Origin of the sequence: Candidatus Nitrososphaera gargensis Ga9.2 (assembly GCF_000303155.1) — an archaeon.
GTDB classification, from domain to species: domain Archaea; phylum Thermoproteota; class Nitrososphaeria; order Nitrososphaerales; family Nitrososphaeraceae; genus Nitrososphaera; species Nitrososphaera gargensis.
Genome location: NC_018719.1, coordinates 2,363,330 through 2,382,206 on the forward strand (window position 1 = coordinate 2,363,330; position 18,877 = coordinate 2,382,206).

The window sequence follows — 18,877 nt, forward strand, 5'->3', positions numbered from 1 at the left end:
AGAAAAATTCAATCTAGATACTCGTAAATTTAACGAGCAGCCGATACGTCTAGAATTGTACAACATATTATTTAAGCATATTATCACATTAGAATGTAATAATTATATAAACCAAAATTCTACTGTTTGAATTATTCTATTGAATTCTAGAAACTTCATTTATCCTAAATGTGCATGCTTGTGTTCGGAATTGATATTGCCACAAAATTTTTCGGTAGTCGCAATTCTCTTAGCGATCGTTATTGTAGCTACAATATTCTCGCCGCTGTCCATTGCCAGAGCGCTTGCTTCTGATGTTGGCAACAATGATATCAGGAGAACTAGCGGGAATTATATCATTAATTACGTCTATGAGATCGAAGTTGAAAAGCCCAAGCTGTCAGTAGACAAACCCAAGGTAGCACAGGGAGGCAGCATTACCATCAAGGGTACAAACTTTGCAAATTCGACAGTTAGCATACAGGCATTTGATGAAAAGCTTTTGATTTTCAAGGAAAACGGCGACAAGCAAAATCAGACCGCTGGTTTGCTGCTCACACGATCCGATATAGCACTGGCTCAACCTGCAGTGGGCAAAGCCTCTGTGATGAAGAAATTCGCCCACGACAATAATAATTCCATACAAGATAGTAATGGAACAGTCACTCTGGTCATCAAAGCCCCCTCTGAAGGAGCGCAAAACTACTCTGCCGATCTTCAATGCAAAAGCATGCCCGGTTCCTCCATGCGCGAGGATCCTTTGATCATCTCACTTGGCAGCGGAACCGTAAACGGCTCTTCAAGACAATTTGTAAACGCGTCTCTTCCTGCGGGCGACTACCAGAATTGCGAAATCGTTGTGACGTTACCAGAAACCGGCAAAACGTTCAGGTCAGAATCGTTCGACTTTGCCGTTGTTCCTGACGCATATGCAAAACCTGACGGCAAGGCAGTGGTTGCCGCCAGCAATGGCTCTTTTCAGTTGCGTGTGTCATTGCACAATAACATTCAACCCGGCAAGTATGTTTTCATGGCGGAGGAACAGCTAAAGGATGATGATGATGATAATAATGACGCAAAGCGCCAGCCAGCCAGAGCAATAGTTCCAATACAGGTAGTTGCCAAACAATACACGTCGACGACAACTACGCACACAAGCATCGAATCAATTCAAGAATCTATTGTAGAAGGTTCAGTTCAATCAAGCAACAGGTCTACCACTACTAGCACCGATATGACCAACAGCAACGACAATGTTTCCAATGATCACCAGGGGCCTGATAATAATGGCAATAATGATAATAACGGCTCGGGGGGAGGTGGAGAGCAACCACCAACTACCACTTCTCCATCAGATGACGGGCCGAAAGAGGTCTGCACTACAGACGACTTCTCATTTGAATCCCCAAATGATGCCTCCCATACAAACACCATATTGCAGACATCTATCCAGACTGCAAACAACGCAATTATTAACGACGATGTCATCACCATAACCCAGAGGATCATTGGCGCGACAAATGCGAGCCAGAATGTTATCATGAGTGTTGACATCAGAAATGATAACGAAGTCATGCAATCGATCAGGCAGAACATAGTTCAAGAAGCAGAGATAGAACACTGCCAAACCGTTGGAGAAGTAGATGGCGATGGCGTTGATGGGAGCGGCGGGGTCAGAGCCACCAACACAACAAACCTTGTCCTATCAGCCGCACTGCAAGAGGCGTACAACATATACTCTGACTCGGATGTAATCCAGATACAGCAAACCATCATAATTCCAAAGTATTGCAGCGCCAATGTCTATGCGCCTATCACAATGGATGACAGGAACAGAATCTCACAGTTGATAGATCAGGACATCGTCCAGAAAAGCAAAATCAAATTTACAACTGATGGCAGCACGGCAGGCCAGGGAAGAAGCGCTGCAGACAATGCCGGGCAATATTCATATTTGCAGAAGAACTATATCACACAGCTCTCAATACAGGGCGCCAGTAACATAGCTCTTGACAACAACGTCATCAACATCAATCAGGCAATCATTGTCCCTGCTTCCTGTGAAGCAGATGTATATGCGCCGACAGTGGTAAGGAGCAGTAGCGACATACAGCTCTCGATAATCCAAAAAGCTGAACAGGTTTCAACCATACAACAGCTTGCAGGCCAGCAACCCGGCATAACAATCGCTAACACAATAAGCACTGGCAACAACAGCAGCCAAGCAGTTGGCGGCAGCGTTTTCACAAATACAATTATCAATCATGCAGAGCAATACGGCGAAAACCTGTTCATAGATAACGATAACCTGCAAGTCGTTCAGCAGGTATTCTTTGTCAATGATACCACCGGCTGGACGCTTGATAATTATCAGGACAAGCTGGCGGAGGAATTTGGCGATAGCGGCAATAACAGCGACAATAGCACCAGTAGTAGCAGCTTGATAGCCACTGGCAACCAGACATCTGATGCTCCTTTAGATGCGGCCGATGACACTGGTGATAATAATAACGATACAGCATTGGCAGAGGAAGAAACAGAAACTGCAGACAATACTTCTTCTGGCAACGATACAGCTTCTTCAGCGGATAATAACATTAGCAGCGATCCAACAGCAGCCACCACCTCAAATACAACCACCATAGTGCAGCAATCAGGCTTGCAAGATGCATCCAATTACAATCAGAACAATAGCACTATCAACGTGAATCAGGACGCCGAAGGGTACCAGATTGATACTGCTGCATCAGTCCATGACACAAATGATGGAGAGCAGGCAAACGGGCAGGCGCAGGAACAGGACGCCGCAATTGCCAGCGACAGCGATATGCCGGCAGGCGACGACAATAGCACCTCAACCGTTGAAAATGGCATCGAGCAGACTGGCGTGCAACTGGCAACTAATTATAGCGGAGAAAACAACGAAACGACAGTCGATCAGGGGGCGTTAGGGAATCAGGTTAACGCAGGCATTGAAGTAGCTAATGAAAATAATCTCGCGCAGAGCGACGGGCAGGATCAAAGCCAAGAGGCCACGATTACTACTGGCGGCAATAGCACAAGTACATAGGCGGCTAGAGAAGGTGCAAGAGATGACCTTTTTCTCATCTTGCCTCTTACTTCAGAAATTAGTTCTATTAGAAAGAAGTGATATTGGAAATAAATCAATATCGTATATAGAGTAGGCGGTCAAACGTGAGGGTTTTGATGGTATCAGGAGAATATCCGCCGATGAAAGGCGGGGTTAGTAGATATACTCACAGTCTTGTTCAAGCACTTGCCAAAAAAGTGGAGGTGGCTGTAGCTACGAATATAGCTGTTAACAACAAGGTAGCACAAAAAGGAGATATTGACGACAATTTCAAAGATGGCAACAATACAACAACAATCTATCCGCTAATCCGAAAAGGTGACAAAGAAAATTCTGATCGCTTGCTTGAACTAGCCTTTAGACTGAAGCCAGATATTATCAATATCCAATACGAACGCGGGTTATACGAAATAGATACACCATTTCACATGATACAAAACACGTTATTTGGAACAACTCTTGACAAATTTTATCGAGCATCTCCATTCCCTACGGTAACCACGATTCATACGGTATATCCGTACAAGGAATATCACAAGTACATACGCCAAAGAGCTGAAAGAAAGGCGGGCAAACTCCGCTTTCTTCCACTACCATTACGTGCAGCGATAAGAAGCCAGATAATGGAACAACGATACAGGCTGCTATTGAAAATCGTCCAATTATCTGGCGGAATAATCAGCCCGGCAAGGACAATTCACGATATAGTTGGACGAGGGACAGTGATTTATCACGGGGCAGAGCCTGCCATTCTCACCAACGCTGATTATTTTCCGCTTTCCAGCATGAAAAGGGAAGAGTTCAGAAAAGAGTTTGGATTGCCTGCAAAAGAGATGCTCTTACTTGCGTTTGGATATGCAGGATTCTACAAGGGCTTTGACATACTAGACAATTTGGTTCTTCCAAAGGATTGGAAGCTAGTGATAAAGCAGGATCGACATGAACGAGGTAATGAGCATCCCATGCAAGTTAAAAATGCGATTAACCTAAACCTTGGGTATTTAGACGACAGGATCCTTTCAATGCTCTTTTTTGCCTGTAACGCCATAATATTTCCATACAAGCTGGTTTCCATTTCTGGCGTGATGTTTGACGCTTTGGCGCATGGCCTGCCCTTTGTAGCAAGCGAGCTTGAGTTTTTTAAAGAATTTGCTGACATGGGATTAGGCATAGTATGCAAAAGGGATGCTAAATCCTTTAGCGACGCAATTCATTATCTTGATGAAAACTATTCTCAGTACAGAAGAAGCATTGAGCAGTTTGGTCCCAAACTTCAATGGAGAAATATCGCCGATCGTCACATAGAGGTTTACTCGAAGAATATCTCTAAGCGTTCAGCCACTCTTTCAACTTAGCTTTTATGATCAATTCATACATTTTTGCAAAGACGACAAGAAAGCCGATTGTTGATGATGTAATTTTGGTTGTCTCGCCATGATAACCATAAAGTTGCAAAGCAGCAAAGCGTTGAAGAAAACTTGTGAATAGAGCGCTCAGAATTTAAGCAGGTATCTAAAATATTTAAAAGAAAGCAGTAACAACCAAACTGGCTAATCCGCCAGATCTCTTATTATGTTTGGATTATTTCGGATAGCGAACAATTGAACATTGGAGTAGTTCATCATAGTCTTGATGGCAAAGGCGGAAGTGGCAGGCTTGCAATCAATACTATAGAGCTTCTCAAGGACATGGGTTTCTACGTTATCCTCATCATCTGCCAAAGACCTAACTTGGAGAAACTAAAGACAACATACAATAAAGATATTCATGTCGACAGGATAAAAGCGTTGTTTCCGGCACAGATAAGAGCATTTGGCATTTACCAACGTATGCTTACACTTATTCCAGCGGCCTTAACAAACGTGGATCTTCTTATCAGCACACACGGAGATTTGCTTCCCTACCATATTACGAATAGATGTCCGTTGATATCATACTGCCATTATCCCACCATAGCCTTATCGATGGACGGAGGAGCTTCTAGATACACGAATTCGTTGCTGTGGCGATCTTATTTTGCTCCTTATGAGCGAATGACAAGATATCTGAGCAAACCAGCCCATGTCAGAGGAAGAGTGCTCACGAACTCGAAATTTAGCAAAAACGCAATAACACGTCTGTATCCAGATATTGAGCCAACAATAGTTTATCCAAGTGCAGATACCAAGTCGTTCAAGAAAGCATTGATGTCAGACAAAAGAGAGGACAAGATTCTGGTCCTATGCAGATTCACGCCCGAAAAGTCAATTGAAAACGCTTTGATCTTAGCCAAGAAACTGCATACCAAAACAACAATAATAGGCAGTCTGATTCCGTCAAATCGTTATTACTTTGACCATCTAGTTCAGATGTCAAGATCTTTGGGTATTGAAGACTTGATTGAGTTTAAGCCAAATGCTAGTTTCAATGCAATCATAGAGGAGATGTTCAAATCAAAAGTGTACTTGCATACAATGCGTGGAGAACATTTTGGAATCTCAATAGTCGAGGCAATGTCTGCAGGTTTGATTCCTGTTGTTCCAGACTATGGCGGGTGCGCTGAAATTGTTCCAGAGGAATATCAGTATGACGGAATTGACACTGCTTATGCGACAATTCAATCTGCACTTGATGCATCGTTCTCAGACCGTAAGCGGGTAAGCGATATCGCGGATTTGTTTTCAGACAATACCTTTAAGATGAGCATGAAAAAAATTGTTGAGCAAGAATTGGGAGTAAGGCCTTCAGAGAGATTGAGGCATACGGCGACTGAAGCATAGCCTCTAAAGATAAGAGTTGCAACACAAGAACTGCAACAAGTGAAATGATGGAGGTTTGGTCTGGTCAAACCAAAATTTCCTTAAGACTCTAATCGGCCTCTTCTTGTGCTACCAAGTAGCAACCTAGCTGTTATTCTTAATGAAAGGTATATGATTTTGAAAAAATTATGGAGTATCCAACGCTGGCACAGATCCCTCAACCAGGGCAAATAGCCAAGGAACAGACTGTCTTATCATATCCTCTTCTCACATCTTGAATACATCATCACGTTCGGTATTCTATCCAATACTCACGCTTTATTCCGTTAAACGAGTTGTTTATCTTTGAAAGAACTACGGTTCAGATTGTCAAGATGAAATGGTTTTCAGGCTAAACTTTATGAAGATTTATTAGTAAAAAGGTGCGGGGGGTGGGATTTGAACCCACGAATCCCTAAGGAATGAGGTGTCCCAGTCAGACTGCAACATCTGAGCATCGTGTCAGAATTTGATCTCACGCCGTTGACCGGGCTTGGCGACCCCCGCCCACGCTCGTTTGCTGTCTGGCGAATATAATATCGTTTTGCGCCGCTATTCGATGTTGATGGAGACGCCAGAGCCGCTTCTACCTTTGAGCCTGAATGAGATTTCGAGGATGCCGTTCTTGTACGTCGATTTCGCGGCCTTGGGGTCTACCATGTCTGGCAGCTCGACGCGTTTGTGGTAGCGGGGCTGTCCCGTAACCGACTCGATCGTGACCGAGTTTTCATCTGCCGTCACGCGCAGGTTTTCCTTGCTGACGCCGGGCACCTCGGCAACTACCCTGAGCTCGTCCTTGCCCCTGATAACATCAACCAACGGCTCGCGCTCTTCCTTGACCGACAGCCCTCCGCCAAGCAGGTTGGGGAAAGCGTCGATGTTGCCGAACTTGCGAACCTCGGGCTTGCCGTCCGGCCCAATCTTGACAGAATAACCGTAAACTATTGGGCCCATTTCGCGGACCACAGAGCCGTCGTCTAGCTTGCGCTCCTTCACCAGATTCTTTGGAACCTGCTGCTCAAAGTTCTTGAACGCCTCCTGCATCATCCTGTCCATTTCCCTCATCATCTCATCGATGTCTGGGAACCATGATCCGATGCGCCTTCTTTTGCCAAACCATTCATCAAATGGTGACGACATATAGGTAAAAAAATGGGTGGAAATTATATTTTAAAGTATGGTTTTAGATGTCATCATCAAGCTCTCTGTCGAGCTCCTTGAGAAGCGACTTTAGTCTGTCGTTGAGTTTGGTCGGCACTTTGACGTTTATCTTGACCAGCTGGTCGCCCCTGCCAGACCTGCCGTAGCGCGGGAGGCCCTTGCCCTTTACTTTGAGTATTGCGTTTGCTGCCGTGCCCTGCGGGATCTTTAGTTTCTCATGACCTTCGATCGTTGGCACCTTGAGCTCGGTGCCAAGCGCAAGGTCGGTAAACTTGACATCAAGGTTGTAAAGCAAGTGGCCGTCTTCAAGCCTTTCAAATCGCGGGTCTGGCTGGACGTGGAGCCTGACCACAAGGTCACCGGGTATTCCCGAGTCGGAAATCTCGCCTTCGCCACGCATCTGAAATGCCATGCCATCCTCTACCCCCGGCGGGATTTCCAGCTTGATCTTTTTCACCTGCCTTGCCATGCCCGCTCCCTGGCAGTTTCCGCATGGCCGCTCTACAATCTGGCCGCGGCCTTGGCATGTCCTGCATGGCTCCATTGTGACAAATGTGGAAAACCGGTTCTGGCTGTAGACGCGCCTTGTCTGGCCCTGACCGTCGCATACAGTGCACTTGCGCGGCTTTGTACCCGGCGCGGCTCCGGTGCCACCGCACTCGCCGCACCGGCCCATCCTCGGCACATCAACTTCTTCCTTCCTGCCCCTGAGCACGTCTTCAAGCGTGAGCTCCATGTCGTAGATAATGTCACGGCCCTTGCGCCGGCCACCAAAGCCAAACAGGTCCTCGCCAAAAAAGCCGCCGCGCCTTGCGCCGCCAAAGAACTGCTCAAATATATCCCGGAATCCGCCAAACCCCATATCCCGGAATATCTCGTCAAAGTTCGCCTCGGAGCCGCGGAACACTTCTTCTTGCCCGACGTGGCCATACGTGTCGTAGCGCTTGCGCTTCTCGTCATCAGAGAGCACGGCGTAGGCTTCGGATATCTCTTTGAACTTTTCCTCCGCAGCCTTGTCCTTGTTCCTATCCGGGTGGTACTGCAGTGCCAGCTTTCGATAAGCGTTCTTGATCTCTTCCTTGCTAGCGCCCTTTTGTACTCCTAGAACTTCGTAATAGTCACGCTTGCTGCTCACTGCTTTTCATCACCGTGCTGTAGTAGTAATAGTAGGTTCAATTAGTGTCACGGATTGGGGTTTGGCCCTGCGGCGCTTCCACCACTGCCACCAGCGCCGCCTGCAAAGCCGGCTCCTCCGGCGCCCGCCTGTGGACCAGCTGCTGTGCCAGACGGCGTTGCGCCGGCGCTCTGGTATGCCGCTGTGCTGATCTCTGCCAGCACATTTTTCAATTCCTGTATCTTGGCCTTGATTGTGTCAACGTTGTTGCTTGAAATCGCGTCGCGCAGTTCCTGCGAAAGCTTGTTCACCCTTTCTGCCTGATCTGGCCTTACCTTGTCCTTGAGGTCCTGCTTGACCAGCTTGTCTGCGGCGTAGATGAGGTTATCCGCCTCGTTGCGCACTTCGGCCTCCTCCTTCTTTTTCTTGTCGGCCTCGGCGAACTGCTCTGATTCGCGCTTTAGTTTTTCGATCTCGTCCTTTGACAGCTTGTTGTTAGCGGTTATCGTTATCTTGGCTTCCTTCTGGGTCGCTATGTCCTTTGCCGCAACGTTCAGTATGCCGTTTGCGTCAATGTCAAACGTCACTTCTATCTGGGGCACTCCCCTTGGAGCCGGCGGTATGCCTGACAGGTTGAACATGCCAAGCGACACGCAGTCGCTTGCCATAGGCCGTTCGCCCTGCACCACATGTATAGTCACCGCCGTCTGGTAGTCGGCTGCAGTGGTGAACACCTTGCTCTTCTTGGTCGGGATCGTAGTGTTGCGCTCAATCAGCGGCTCTTTCAGTCCGCCGAGCACCTCTACTCCAAGCGTCAGCGGAGTCACATCCACAAGCAGTATGTCGGTAGAAACGTCGCCGGCGATAATCGCGCCCTGCACGGCAGCGCCCATCGCTACCGCCTCCATCGGGTCGATGCCCCGCTCCGGTTCCTTGCCCATGACCGACGCCACGAACTGCCTCACCATCGGCATCCTCGTTGGCCCGCCGATCAGGATTATCTTGTCCACGTCTGCCGCCGTCAGTTTGGCGTCCTGCATGGCCTGCAGCATCGGCTGCCTGCACCGCTCGATTATCGGCTTGAGCAATTCTTCAAGCTTTGCCCTTGTTAATTGCAGTATCAGGTTCTTGGGCCCGGACTGCGGGTCATACGCGAGGAAGGGCAGGTTGATCTCTGTGGTAACCACATTTGAAAGCTCTATCTTGGCCTTTTCTGCGGCCTCCCTGATCCTCATCATGGCCGCCTTATCGTTTCTGACATCAAGGCCGGATTGCTTCTTGAATTCATTTACGACATATTCGACAAGTGTGTTGTCCATATCTGTGCCGCCAAGCTGCGTGTCGCCAGAAGTGCTTTTTACCTGGAACACGCCGCCGCCCATCTCCATTATTGTGACATCAAGCGTCCCTCCGCCAAGGTCGAAGACCATGATCTTTAGGTCCTTGTTTGCCTTGTCAAGGCCGTACGCAAGCGACGCGGCAGTCGGCTCGTTGATTATCCTGACCACCTGCAGGCCGGCGATCTCGCCTGCGTCCTTGGTCGCCTGCCGCTGGTTGTCGTTGAAATACGCTGGAACCGTGATCACTGCCCTGTCGACAGTTTCGCCAAGGAATGCCTCTGCGTCGCGCTTGATCTTTTGTAGAATGAACGATGATATCTGCTGCGGGGTGTACTCCTTGCCAAACACCCTGAATTTGAAATCGGTCCCCATCTTGCGCTTTGCTGCAATGACGGTCCCTTCAGGGTTCGATATCATCTGCCGGCGCGCCGGCTCGCCTACGATAAGCTGGCCGTCCTTGGTGAATCCCACCACCGACGGGAACGCCTTGCCGCCTATCGATGTACCTTCTGCAGCCTGTATTATTGTCGGCTTGCCGCCTATCATGACTGCGGCCGCCGAATTGCTAGTTCCAAGATCAATGCCTATTATCTTGCCCATATTATGTTATATCACCTGTGTCTTCCTTTGTAGTGTCAGAAACACTATTTTTAACTATCTTCTTGGCGATTTCGACTAGGCTTGGCCTGAGCACTTTGGAGTTGAGCATGTAGCCCTTCCGGATCTCGGCAGTCACGGTGTTCTCTTCTATGTCGTCACGTGCCGAATAGGCGATGGCGTCGTGCACGTTGGGATCAAAGGGCGTGCCCACCGTCTCTATCTCCCTCACGCCTTCCGAGGCAAGGAGTGAGTCGATGTTCTTCAATATCCCCTCCAGCCCCTCAATGACGACAGTCTCGGTCTTGGCCTGCTTTGCGACCGACAGCGCCCTCAAGTAGTCGTCGCGTATGTTGAGAAATTTAAGCAGCAGTTCGGCCTTGGCAGTCTCGACCTTTGTGGCGGCCTGCTTTTCCATCTGCTTGCGGTAGTTGTCAAAATCGGCTATGAGATACTTTAGCTTGTTGAGGCTGTCATCTGAGGATTCCTTTGCCTTTCTCAATTCCTCCTTGACCGACTGGAGCTCTGACCTCAACGCTTCCAAGTCCTGCTCTACAGGCTTTTCGTCATCATGAGGCTGTTGTTGCTCTAGAGTCTCGTCCTTTTCCAAGACATGTCTCAAAAGTCAATCAGACAATAATTACGTATCGCCTCGTAAGGAATGAATATAGCCATTGCCGTGTAATTTCTCAGTACATGAGCAATTCAGACGATGAGCTTGAGGCGATCAAGCAGAGAAAGATGGCCGAGCTGCAAAAGGTGGCAGCCATAAAGGCAATGATGTCTGCCCTCTCAGAGCCAATAGTGCTAACTGACTCTAACTTCAAGAGCGAGGTTGAAAAGTATCCCCTCATGCTAGTAGACTTTTGGGCCCCTTGGTGTGGTCCGTGCAGGATGGTCTCGCCCACCATCGAGCAGCTGGCAAGAGAATACTCTGGCAGGGTGGCATTTGGCAAGGTCAATGTCGATGAGAACCAGATGATCGCGGCTTCCTTTGGGATCCAAAGCATCCCGACTATGATCATATTTAAGAACGGCAAGGTGGTCGATATGATGATTGGTGCAATGCCAAAGGGCCAGATTGAGATGAAACTAAAACAACAATTGTCAAACAACAGCAGCTCGATTTACGGATAGATAATAATAAAAAGAAAAAGAGCGCGCACTTAGTGGATGCCTAAGTGCGGGAACGAAGCAACGCTGATTCCCAGTTCGCCCTGGAGCTTGCGGATCTTGGTCGCATATTCCCTCATCTTAGCGTTGTCGCCTTGGACTTTTGCGATCCTATATCCCTTCCATGCCTTCCTCAGTGCGCCCCAGCTCTGGCCGGTTGTGAAGTTGCCTCTGCTTGCGGTTTCGTTGTGGAGTGACATTATGGCTGTCATGCTGAGATAATTCCTAGTTGATACTTAGCACCATTAGTCAACTTTCTCGAATTCTGTAGTGAAAACAGTTGACACAGGGCAAGCTATGAGGCGAAAATTATGAAAATTTAGTATTTGAGACGGTTCATCTCACATATTTTACAAAAATTTGGCCCTTCTCAGACACGGTCAATTTTTAACCCGCGAGTACCTAGTTCCTGAGGTGGGCCTGAAAAAGAAGAGGGACGAAGAAAAGCAAAAGAGCATCGAACGATTTTATGCGCTCCTCAAGGCGCTGATGGATGAGCTCTTCGAGTACGCCCCCAAATCAAAACACGTCAAGATGCCATTCAACGTCTCTTACGGCCTGATCTACGACGATCGCGATTCCGTGCTTTTCACCGGTGTCGACCAAAAGACTGGGAAAAAGATGTACCTCTACAACGTGCGCGTCATCGGGAGGATGTTTGAGCAAAAGCGGCAGGCGATGCTAGAAGACAAGACTACGGATACTCTGTTCAGCTGGATCGCCGACGTGTGCTCTCTGTACATCCACCCGTTCGTCTACGACCATGTCGTAAATGTGCAGCATAGAGGAGAAGGCGCAGCAGAGCGCACCACCAGGCAGATAGTCAGAGGGTTCTTGGAAAAATTGACAAGCGACCCAGAGCTAAAATACGTGCTTGATACGATACGCGACCCGGCTCCTCCGGATCAAAAATAGCTGACGAATGCGCCAAGCCGGTTTGGTATTGCAGTAGATAATGCTGGTTCAATGCAATTGTATGCATATATATGGAGATCAGGTGCAACATCTGCGACGAAATCATCAGCACTTCAGCCGTCGAGCAGCACGTAGCGGGAAGGAACCACGCAATCAAGAAAAAGGTGGCCGAGTTCCACGAGATGAACGTGCAGGTCAAGGCGTCGTGTCAAAATGACACGTCTGTTATCAAGGCGTGGATAAAGGACCTGTACAATTATGATTTTCTGTCGACTGGAAAAACCTAGAGAAAAACTTCAAAGGTGGGCTTGTGTCAATTTGGCTGTGGCTGAACGATTGGCAGCACCGGTAACGGCTGGTCTTGCAGTCGGAACTGCGTTTGTAATCTTGTTTGCATTTTTCGCAGGCAACAATATCATCATTCCATTGCATAAAGATCATGACTCTGCAATAATCACTTTAGAGCGGACGGTATGCTACGGGACGTGCCCAGACTATTCTTTGACGATTTACGGAAATGGCGCGGTTGTCTATGAAGGTCATCGCTGGGTAGCAGTAACCGGCCGCCAGACTTCGTCAATACCTCAACAAGAGGTAAAGGAACTTGTCGATTACTTTCATAATGTATGATACTTTTCCATGAAGGATGAGTATGATTGCCACTGCGGCGACGTGCAGTCATAACTATATCAATCAAGCTTGGTAGCATATACAAGAAAGTAATAGACCCCTCTATGGACTGGCACAGCTCAGGAATCGGGAAGATCGGATAGACAGTGTTGTCAATTCTGACAGGTGGGTAAAATGTCCATCAGACCAGTAGACGGTTTCGCCAGATGCAGGATGTATATGATTATTATAGCCTAGGCGTAATTGCCCTTTATCGATGACTTTGCGCCGCACGCTTCGCAGATGAGGAATGCTACTTTTGGCTTGCTCTTTTCCGTGTGCGTGTCGGGGCTTCCACATACAGGGCACTGGACATAGTCCTTGATGTAGCGGTCGATCAGCGCGCCAAATGAGGACGGGGTCTTGCGCCCAAGGAATATCACCCGCTCGCCGGCAATGTATCCGGCAGACGCCAGCTCTTTGTTAAGATACAGTAGCAACTTTTCCGGGTCTCTGCGCAGCGCTTTTGGAAAATCCATAAAGTTACGGAAGATAGTGTTCTTGCCGACCCAGATTATCTGCGGGGTCGGGATTTCAAGCCTTGACCTTGCCTTCTTGGCAGTGCCGCCCAGCTTGTCCTGCAGCCTCTTTAGCAGGCTTTCATACTCGGCAGACTGCGCCTTGGTCATATATTGGTAGATCGGTAGCACTTCTGTTTAATTAATGTTGACGATGCTAAAGCCGCTGCCAAGGCGCTTTTTGGTGACTGCGATTGCAGCCGGCGACGAGTCGCAGCCGATCCAGCGACGGCCCAGCTTTTGAGCGATGGCAAGTGTCGTGCCTGAGCCGCAGAAAAAGTCTGCTACAAGGCCGTCCTCCTTTGAGAACTGGCCTATTATGCGCTCCAAAAGCTGGGCGTGCTTTTCAGTGCCATAGCCGGTGGAGTAGTTGTACGCCTGTATGTCTAGCCAGACATTGTCGATTATCCTGTGCGTCTTGGGCGGTATCCAGTACTCGGCATATTTCACGCCCGGTCGCTTGCGCACAAATTCCAGTTTTTTGCCGGTCGATTCCCAGTATTCTTCAAGCGTCATCATGCTGGAGAATTTCTGCTCGTACAGGCGATAGTTCTCAACTGCTTTTAGCGCCCTCTCTTTTGCCCACTTCCACTGCCCCCTTACCAGCCTGACGCCAAAGATCTCGTAGCGCATGGTCGGCCTATTGACGTTGCTCCAGAACCCCATCCACTTTGCCTTTGAATGGTGCTTTGCAAGCGGCGGGGCGAACTTTGTCTCTGCCGACTTGGAATACCATAGTATCGAGTCGTAGGCGGTGTGCATCCTGTCTATCGACTCGAACTGGTACTGGAGGTTCTTCCTCCTGCCGCGCTTTACAATAATTTCATTCCTAAAGTTTTCAGGGCCAAAGATGCGATCCATCATGACCTTGACATAGTGGACGGCGTGCCAGTCCAGATGAACGAAAATGGAGCCGTCCTTTGACAAGAGTTTGCGGATCTCGGCAAGGCGCTTGTGCATCATCTCAAGGTACTTGCTCTGCTTCCAGAGGTCTTCAAACGCAAGGTTGCTGTCGTTGTCGACGCGGCGGAAGTAGCGCTCGCCGCTAAGAAAAGGTGGGTCGATGTAGACAAGATCGATCTTGCTTTCAAAGCCATGCTTTTGCAGGTAATTGATGCAGTCAAGGTTGTCGCAGTGGAAGAGAAGGTTCTTTTTCAGGTCTGAATCGTGCGGCTTTAGGGCGAGCCGAGTCCTCTGTGCCATAACTTTGAGATTATAATACTTGTTATTATCCAGATCGGATAGCAAGCTCTTGCTACCTGAAGCGATACATGAACATTAATTAACTTAAAAGTATTAATTCAGTATAGCCCTGTCAATTATCGTCAGAGGGTTTCTTACCTTAAGGATTACATATCTGACGAAGATTTTACAGAATCTTAGTCGTTGAATCCAGAGATTTAACGGACTCTTGCGATTTCGTATAGCGCCATAGCATGAACTCTTTGAATAAGAGAACTAAACGCTTGATATTTGTTAGACTAAACCAACAGAACGAAGTGTTCCAGATATGTTAGCATAAAGCTTGTACGTTCCACCAGTCGTGTCATGTATTACTGCAAAAGTGCCTTGTGGGACATCTGCGGTAGTTAGTGCACCCGCTTTGGTATCTATAGGGATTCTTGCGTATGGTTCAAAGTTCAGTCTGGTTGCAAAGAATGGTTTTATTGCACCATTGTTTGTAATATTGGCAATAACACCATTTGATATATTGCCACCTAGGAAACCGAAGCCTTCTACACCTGATGCCAAACTAAGATTTGTCTTATTTGCTTCTAGCATCCAATGCATACAGTGTCATGTGTTATGGCAGCAACATCAAGCCCTATTGAAGGGTCGGTGGTTCCGCCTTCTACAGTACATTTCATCAAAGTATTACTAAAGCCCTTCATAAGGAAACCTGTTACATTGCCATCATCGCTTGACTGAACTCTTACAAATTCCAAAAGATTATCGTTGCAATCTGTCTCAAGTGATATATCAAAACCACCAACACCCCTAACGTTTATGTGAATATCTTTAAAAATATTATAATTGGTGCTGGTAGTCTGTAGAAAGCCTTGATTAAAATCGTTCACTCTAAAGCCTGAAAAACGGACCTAGTGAAATACGAGGTATTGAATGCCAAGCCATTACCCAGCGATGTACTTTGCATTCTGAAATTTTCAAAATTGTTAAACGATCTCTTTGTAGTGTCTGCCATAGCAAACATCGGACTTACAGCCGAGCCATTGCATTGTAGTAGTGTTCCGTCACCCTCACCTTGGATACCTATTCCTGCCTTATTGACGGTTATCGTAGAAGTTATGGTATAGGTACCAGATTTCATGTGAATTCTGCCGCCAGTGGTAGGCAGGTTATCTATAGCATACTGGATAACCGTTGCCGCCGAGGTGCTAGAACTGTCTACAGTACTTGTTGTGCCGTTTATTGCCTTTATCGTGCCGCCATCATTGATAAAGTCTGCGGCCTTAACCTTTACAGGATCGATTGCCATATTGCATCCAGCTTCTCATACTTCATTTCGTAGCTGTGGATCATGTGGCCGATCAACTGTCCTCTGATTGCATGGGCTGTATTTTCTGGTCACTGCAGGATGAGCATGAAACACGCAACATGATCAGATTAATGCCGCGAGATCGAAAAGAGTCTTCCTCCTTGTTTGTGATGGTTACTGAGGCACCACAATAAATGCAGCGCTTAATCATTGACAAGGTTGCTCCTCTCCAAGATTTTGTTCGCAGGTATTCTTCGGATCCGCCTATAGCAACTATAGCACAATTCATTGTACGCTATTCCGATTTTGCGATAGCATTTCATGCACAGCATCATCTGCGAGAGAAACCTCCTCTTCTCGAATGGAAAATGGGATCTTCGGTGGTCAGACGCCATGCATGTTCAGCGTCTTTGGTGCTGAATTCGTGGGAGATCACGTGATGGCCTATGAATTGTTCTTTATGAGCAAGAGGTATCTTGCATAGCCTGCAAAAAACCATCGAGCTTGCCATAGTATTATTACTTCTGAATAGAAATGTCTATATTATCCTGTTGTAGTGAAAATATAGAAGAATTTTCTAGATTGTGGAATTGTTATTGACCAAACAGTCCTTCCAAATGTACGTCTTTGGCTTGAAATTTGAAAGTGTGAGATGCACCTAGCAGTGCAAATTGTTGTCGCTAAACGATACTCCCATCAATGAAAAAGCATAACCGCGGCAAACGATGACAACCTCGTCAACTGCTTCTCTGAAGCACAGATCTCTTAACACTTGGAAGGATGTTGAATTGTTGTTGTCTACACACACATAACCGGATAATAGCTGTTGTTTTGAATTTGGGTAAAGCTGATCAGAATTGCACACAATCTCGAAGGAAGAAGCTGCAAGACGAATCATCTATCTAGTTCCCCACTTATCAGTCTTCAGTGTAAGCCAGGAATAGATTACCAGCCACGATAGTACCGTTGTTGACAGCACATTCATCATCGGCTTGTATTTCCAGACAGAATCATTGGGGTTTCTAAACTTTGAATCCAGCGCTTCGATTAGTCCAGTTACTAGGTGTGATGCCGCAAAAAAGATGCTGAACATGTATTCGCCTCTAAAGAAAGGTTCGTACACAAGTACAGTGAATATGATCAGTGGCATGGTGAGTGATGCCATAAATTCAAGATAGAATATGAACACCATGAGCGGGTTATTGTGCCAGAAGAACGAGCTTACAAAGAACTGGGCCCGAAGGTAACCCCTCTTCCACCTAACTTGCTGCTTTATGAATCCCTTGAATTTTTCAGGAACGTCGGTAAATACTACTGCTGATGCGACATATACTGCCTTCCATTGCACAAGCGTTTGCGCGGTAAGAACCCGGTCTTCGGCATCGTCATATCTTGATGCCCTGTCCAAGTTTGTTTGTGCAAAATGGGAAAGCAGTTCAGGCTTTGACCATGGCTTTGCCGTCACGAATGATGTCAGTTCTCTATCGTCGCCTATGATGACCTTGGCATTAGTCCAGCGTGGAATAAACTCGCTTATTGCTTCGCGCCTGTAGGCACACAAGCAACCGGAGCAGCAAATGACAAGGCCAAACGTGCTCTCGCAAGTTTTATGTATGTTGAATTGTACATCATACCAGACCGACTGTAGTTTTGTCATGATGTTTTTGCTTGCATTCCAGACTTTTGCATTTCCTACGACTGCTCCAATCTGTTTGTCGCTGTTGAATGTCTTTACGAATTGTTCTACTGCGTTTCGATGGACAATGCTGTCGGAGTCAATAAACACAACATACTTGCCCCTTGACATCATAAAGCCCGTTCCGATAGCTTTTCTTTTCCCTGCGTTCTTTTTGTGAAGAACTTTGAGCTTAGGGTATTTATGTGCAAGCTCGTCCAAGACTTCCTTTGTTCCGTCTTTGCTTCCGTCATTCACTGCTATGACCTCTATGTTCTGGTATGTAGACTGAAATATCGAATCAATTACGAGTCTAATCATGGATTTTTGGTTATAGATCGGTATTACTACAGATACCAGATCGTTGCTCACCTGCCCTTTTGCAGGGTCCCTGTATACACCCCAAGCAACTATCAGGATAAGGACAGAGTGGATAGGAACTATAGTTGAATAAATCATGAAGGGATTGTTCAAATCAAGTGTACTGTACCCTCCTATCACAAGGAATGACACAAGACCGCTCAAGAAAAGAAACCGCAATGCCTTGGCGTACTTTTTTACTACAATTCTTCCATTCTCATCGATGGTCTGGGTATTTTCGAACTTCTGTAGATCCTGTACTTGCAAGCTATTGTCTGCCTCCTCTCACAGTTAGTTCGATGCCGGTCAGCTCTGATGCATTGAGGAAATTTGCCCGCTTGTCTTTTAGTGCGTCAACGATTTCTTGGACCTTGCTCAGCGGTACAGTGTTATCTATGTCAATTTGGATTGGCCTGTCATTTTCGTCATACTGCAAGTCTCGGATGAATGCCCCAGAAATTGACGACGCGTTGTAAACAGTAACCCTGAACCAGATGAAGTTGCCCTCATGGTATTTGTGATAGCGATCAGTATAGGAGAAATCAGCGAGTATTTCAGAACGGGCCAAGAGCGAGTAAATATTTTCATCCGTGCTGCCATACGGCGCTCGGAACGATTTGGAGTTGAGATCTCCTGCGAGGTCAACTGCATTTTTGCCGTCCAGTATTTCCTTGAGCTGTTCCGAATAATCTGCTATTGCAGTGAGGTTCCCATAGTTGTATGTGCTGCTTCCGATGTCGACATTCTCGCCAAATGAGGCTACACATTGCGGATGATTTTCGGCGATTATCCCTGAGAAGAATACCACGGCATCCAGATTGTTCTTCTTCAGAATGTCGGATACTTCTGAGCACCAGTATGGAACGTCATTATTTTCATTTATGATGCTGAAAGCAAGCATGACTGGAGGACCCCGGGGTGGCTGCAAGAACGGCGGCAGAGCGATGGCCACGCCAACGACTAGAACTGCCACTGTGGCAAATATCCCACCTACGAAAGTCCTTGTCATGC

At 47.1% G+C, this 18,877-nt stretch carries 19 protein-coding genes and 1 tRNA gene; 7 read left to right on the forward strand and 13 right to left on the reverse strand.

What is annotated here, in order from left to right; translation table 11 throughout:
* Positions 1-196: 196 nt before the first annotated feature.
* The 3 genes from NGAR_RS14220 to NGAR_RS14230 all read left to right on the forward strand — a co-directional run bounded on the left by NGAR_RS14220 (position 197) and on the right by NGAR_RS14230 (position 5,829).
* Positions 197-3,049 carry an autotransporter outer membrane beta-barrel domain-containing protein gene (locus NGAR_RS14220; protein WP_148681524.1) on the forward strand — a complete coding sequence of 951 codons (2,853 nt, stop codon included), beginning with the start codon at positions 197-199 and terminating at the stop codon, positions 3,047-3,049.
* Between the two features lie 161 nt (positions 3,050-3,210).
* Complete coding sequence (locus tag NGAR_RS14225) at positions 3,211-4,425, forward strand: glycosyltransferase family protein (RefSeq protein WP_228369199.1); 1,215 nt, start codon at positions 3,211-3,213, stop codon at positions 4,423-4,425.
* A gap of 246 nt (positions 4,426-4,671) precedes the next feature.
* Positions 4,672-5,829 (forward strand): glycosyltransferase, encoded by a 1,158-nt coding sequence (locus NGAR_RS14230; RefSeq protein ID WP_015020482.1) that lies wholly within the window; start codon positions 4,672-4,674, stop codon positions 5,827-5,829.
* A 402-nt stretch (positions 5,830-6,231) separates the two neighbouring features.
* Here the strand turns inward: NGAR_RS14230 and NGAR_RS14235 are convergent.
* The 5 genes from NGAR_RS14235 to NGAR_RS14255 form a co-directional block, all read right to left on the reverse strand.
* Positions 6,232-6,354: transfer RNA gene (locus NGAR_RS14235), tRNA-Leu, on the reverse strand.
* Between the two features lie 45 nt (positions 6,355-6,399).
* Positions 6,400-6,987, reverse strand: coding sequence for an archaeal heat shock protein Hsp20 (hsp20, locus tag NGAR_RS14240; RefSeq protein ID WP_148681526.1), 588 nt, complete (start codon positions 6,985-6,987; stop codon positions 6,400-6,402).
* Positions 6,988-7,030: 43 nt separating this feature from the next.
* Positions 7,031-8,143, reverse strand: a complete 1,113-nt coding sequence (dnaJ, locus tag NGAR_RS14245; protein WP_015020484.1) for a molecular chaperone DnaJ — start codon at positions 8,141-8,143, stop codon at positions 7,031-7,033.
* Between the two features lie 47 nt (positions 8,144-8,190).
* Positions 8,191-10,062: a molecular chaperone DnaK gene (dnaK, locus tag NGAR_RS14250; RefSeq protein ID WP_015020485.1), complete on the reverse strand. Its 1,872-nt coding sequence runs from the start codon at positions 10,060-10,062 to the stop codon at positions 8,191-8,193.
* 1 nt (position 10,063) lies between these two features.
* Entirely contained in the window at positions 10,064-10,669 is a 606-nt protein-coding gene (locus NGAR_RS14255) for a nucleotide exchange factor GrpE (RefSeq protein ID WP_015020486.1), read from the reverse strand.
* Between the two features lie 86 nt (positions 10,670-10,755).
* On the opposite strand from NGAR_RS14255, the gene trxA reads away from it, so the two are divergent.
* The gene (gene trxA / locus NGAR_RS14260; protein ID WP_015020487.1) at positions 10,756-11,196 is read left to right on the forward strand and encodes a thioredoxin; all 441 of its coding nucleotides are present in this window, start codon (positions 10,756-10,758) and stop codon (positions 11,194-11,196) included.
* Between the two features lie 29 nt (positions 11,197-11,225).
* Here the strand turns inward: trxA and NGAR_RS14265 are convergent, their stop codons facing one another.
* The gene (locus NGAR_RS14265; protein ID WP_015020488.1) at positions 11,226-11,432 is read right to left on the reverse strand and encodes a hypothetical protein; all 207 of its coding nucleotides are present in this window, start codon (positions 11,430-11,432) and stop codon (positions 11,226-11,228) included.
* 214 nt (positions 11,433-11,646) lie between these two features.
* On the opposite strand from NGAR_RS14265, the gene NGAR_RS14270 reads away from it, so the two are divergent.
* The 3 genes from NGAR_RS14270 to NGAR_RS14280 all read left to right on the forward strand — a co-directional run bounded on the left by NGAR_RS14270 (position 11,647) and on the right by NGAR_RS14280 (position 12,777).
* Positions 11,647-12,147 (forward strand): hypothetical protein, encoded by a 501-nt coding sequence (locus tag NGAR_RS14270; RefSeq protein WP_015020489.1) that lies wholly within the window; start codon positions 11,647-11,649, stop codon positions 12,145-12,147.
* A 71-nt stretch (positions 12,148-12,218) separates the two neighbouring features.
* Complete coding sequence (locus NGAR_RS14275) at positions 12,219-12,434, forward strand: hypothetical protein (RefSeq protein ID WP_015020490.1); 216 nt, start codon at positions 12,219-12,221, stop codon at positions 12,432-12,434.
* Between the two features lie 37 nt (positions 12,435-12,471).
* Positions 12,472-12,777: a DUF6438 domain-containing protein gene (locus NGAR_RS14280; RefSeq protein WP_228369368.1), complete on the forward strand. Its 306-nt coding sequence runs from the start codon at positions 12,472-12,474 to the stop codon at positions 12,775-12,777.
* Between the two features lie 233 nt (positions 12,778-13,010).
* On the opposite strand, the gene NGAR_RS14285 is transcribed toward NGAR_RS14280, so the two are convergent.
* The 7 genes from NGAR_RS14285 to NGAR_RS14315 all read right to left on the reverse strand — a co-directional run bounded on the left by NGAR_RS14285 (position 13,011) and on the right by NGAR_RS14315 (position 18,875).
* Positions 13,011-13,445, reverse strand: a complete 435-nt coding sequence (locus NGAR_RS14285) for a translation initiation factor IF-2 subunit beta (protein WP_015020492.1) — start codon at positions 13,443-13,445, stop codon at positions 13,011-13,013.
* A gap of 27 nt (positions 13,446-13,472) precedes the next feature.
* On the reverse strand, positions 13,473-14,537 hold the full coding sequence (locus NGAR_RS14290; protein WP_015020493.1) for a site-specific DNA-methyltransferase: 1,065 nt from the start codon (positions 14,535-14,537) through the stop codon (positions 13,473-13,475).
* A gap of 273 nt (positions 14,538-14,810) precedes the next feature.
* Positions 14,811-15,086 (reverse strand): hypothetical protein, encoded by a 276-nt coding sequence (locus tag NGAR_RS14295; RefSeq protein ID WP_228369200.1) that lies wholly within the window; start codon positions 15,084-15,086, stop codon positions 14,811-14,813.
* 23 nt (positions 15,087-15,109) lie between these two features.
* Positions 15,110-15,412: a hypothetical protein gene (locus NGAR_RS14300; protein ID WP_015020495.1), complete on the reverse strand. Its 303-nt coding sequence runs from the start codon at positions 15,410-15,412 to the stop codon at positions 15,110-15,112.
* Positions 15,409-15,831, reverse strand: a complete 423-nt coding sequence (locus NGAR_RS14305) for a hypothetical protein (protein WP_015020496.1) — start codon at positions 15,829-15,831, stop codon at positions 15,409-15,411. Before NGAR_RS14305 ends, NGAR_RS14300 begins: the two co-directional genes overlap by 4 nt.
* Before the next feature lie 898 nt (positions 15,832-16,729).
* Positions 16,730-18,133, reverse strand: a complete 1,404-nt coding sequence (locus NGAR_RS14310) for a glycosyltransferase family 2 protein (protein WP_148681530.1) — start codon at positions 18,131-18,133, stop codon at positions 16,730-16,732.
* 1 nt (position 18,134) lies between these two features.
* The gene (locus NGAR_RS14315) at positions 18,135-18,875 is read right to left on the reverse strand and encodes a polysaccharide deacetylase family protein (protein ID WP_015020498.1); all 741 of its coding nucleotides are present in this window, start codon (positions 18,873-18,875) and stop codon (positions 18,135-18,137) included.
* Positions 18,876-18,877: the final 2 nt, after the last annotated feature.

What these genes read in the sequence shown, in the direction of transcription:
- NGAR_RS14225 (WP_228369199.1), top strand. Translation starts at nt 3,211, where the DNA reads ATGAAAGGCGGGGTTAGTAGATATACTCACAGTCTTGTTCAAGCACTT.
- hsp20 (WP_148681526.1), bottom strand. Translation starts at nt 6,987, where the DNA reads ATGTCGTCACCATTTGATGAATGGTTTGGCAAAAGAAGGCGCATCGGA.
- dnaK (WP_015020485.1), bottom strand. Translation starts at nt 10,062, where the DNA reads ATGGGCAAGATAATAGGCATTGATCTTGGAACTAGCAATTCGGCGGCC.
- trxA (WP_015020487.1), top strand. Translation starts at nt 10,756, where the DNA reads ATGAGCAATTCAGACGATGAGCTTGAGGCGATCAAGCAGAGAAAGATG.
- NGAR_RS14265 (WP_015020488.1), bottom strand. Translation starts at nt 11,432, where the DNA reads ATGTCACTCCACAACGAAACCGCAAGCAGAGGCAACTTCACAACCGGC.
- NGAR_RS14275 (WP_015020490.1), top strand. Translation starts at nt 12,219, where the DNA reads ATGGAGATCAGGTGCAACATCTGCGACGAAATCATCAGCACTTCAGCC.
- NGAR_RS14285 (WP_015020492.1), bottom strand. Translation starts at nt 13,445, where the DNA reads ATGACCAAGGCGCAGTCTGCCGAGTATGAAAGCCTGCTAAAGAGGCTG.
- NGAR_RS14290 (WP_015020493.1), bottom strand. Translation starts at nt 14,537, where the DNA reads ATGGCACAGAGGACTCGGCTCGCCCTAAAGCCGCACGATTCAGACCTG.
- NGAR_RS14305 (WP_015020496.1), bottom strand. Translation starts at nt 15,831, where the DNA reads ATGGCAATCGATCCTGTAAAGGTTAAGGCCGCAGACTTTATCAATGAT.
- NGAR_RS14315 (WP_015020498.1), bottom strand. Translation starts at nt 18,875, where the DNA reads ATGACAAGGACTTTCGTAGGTGGGATATTTGCCACAGTGGCAGTTCTA.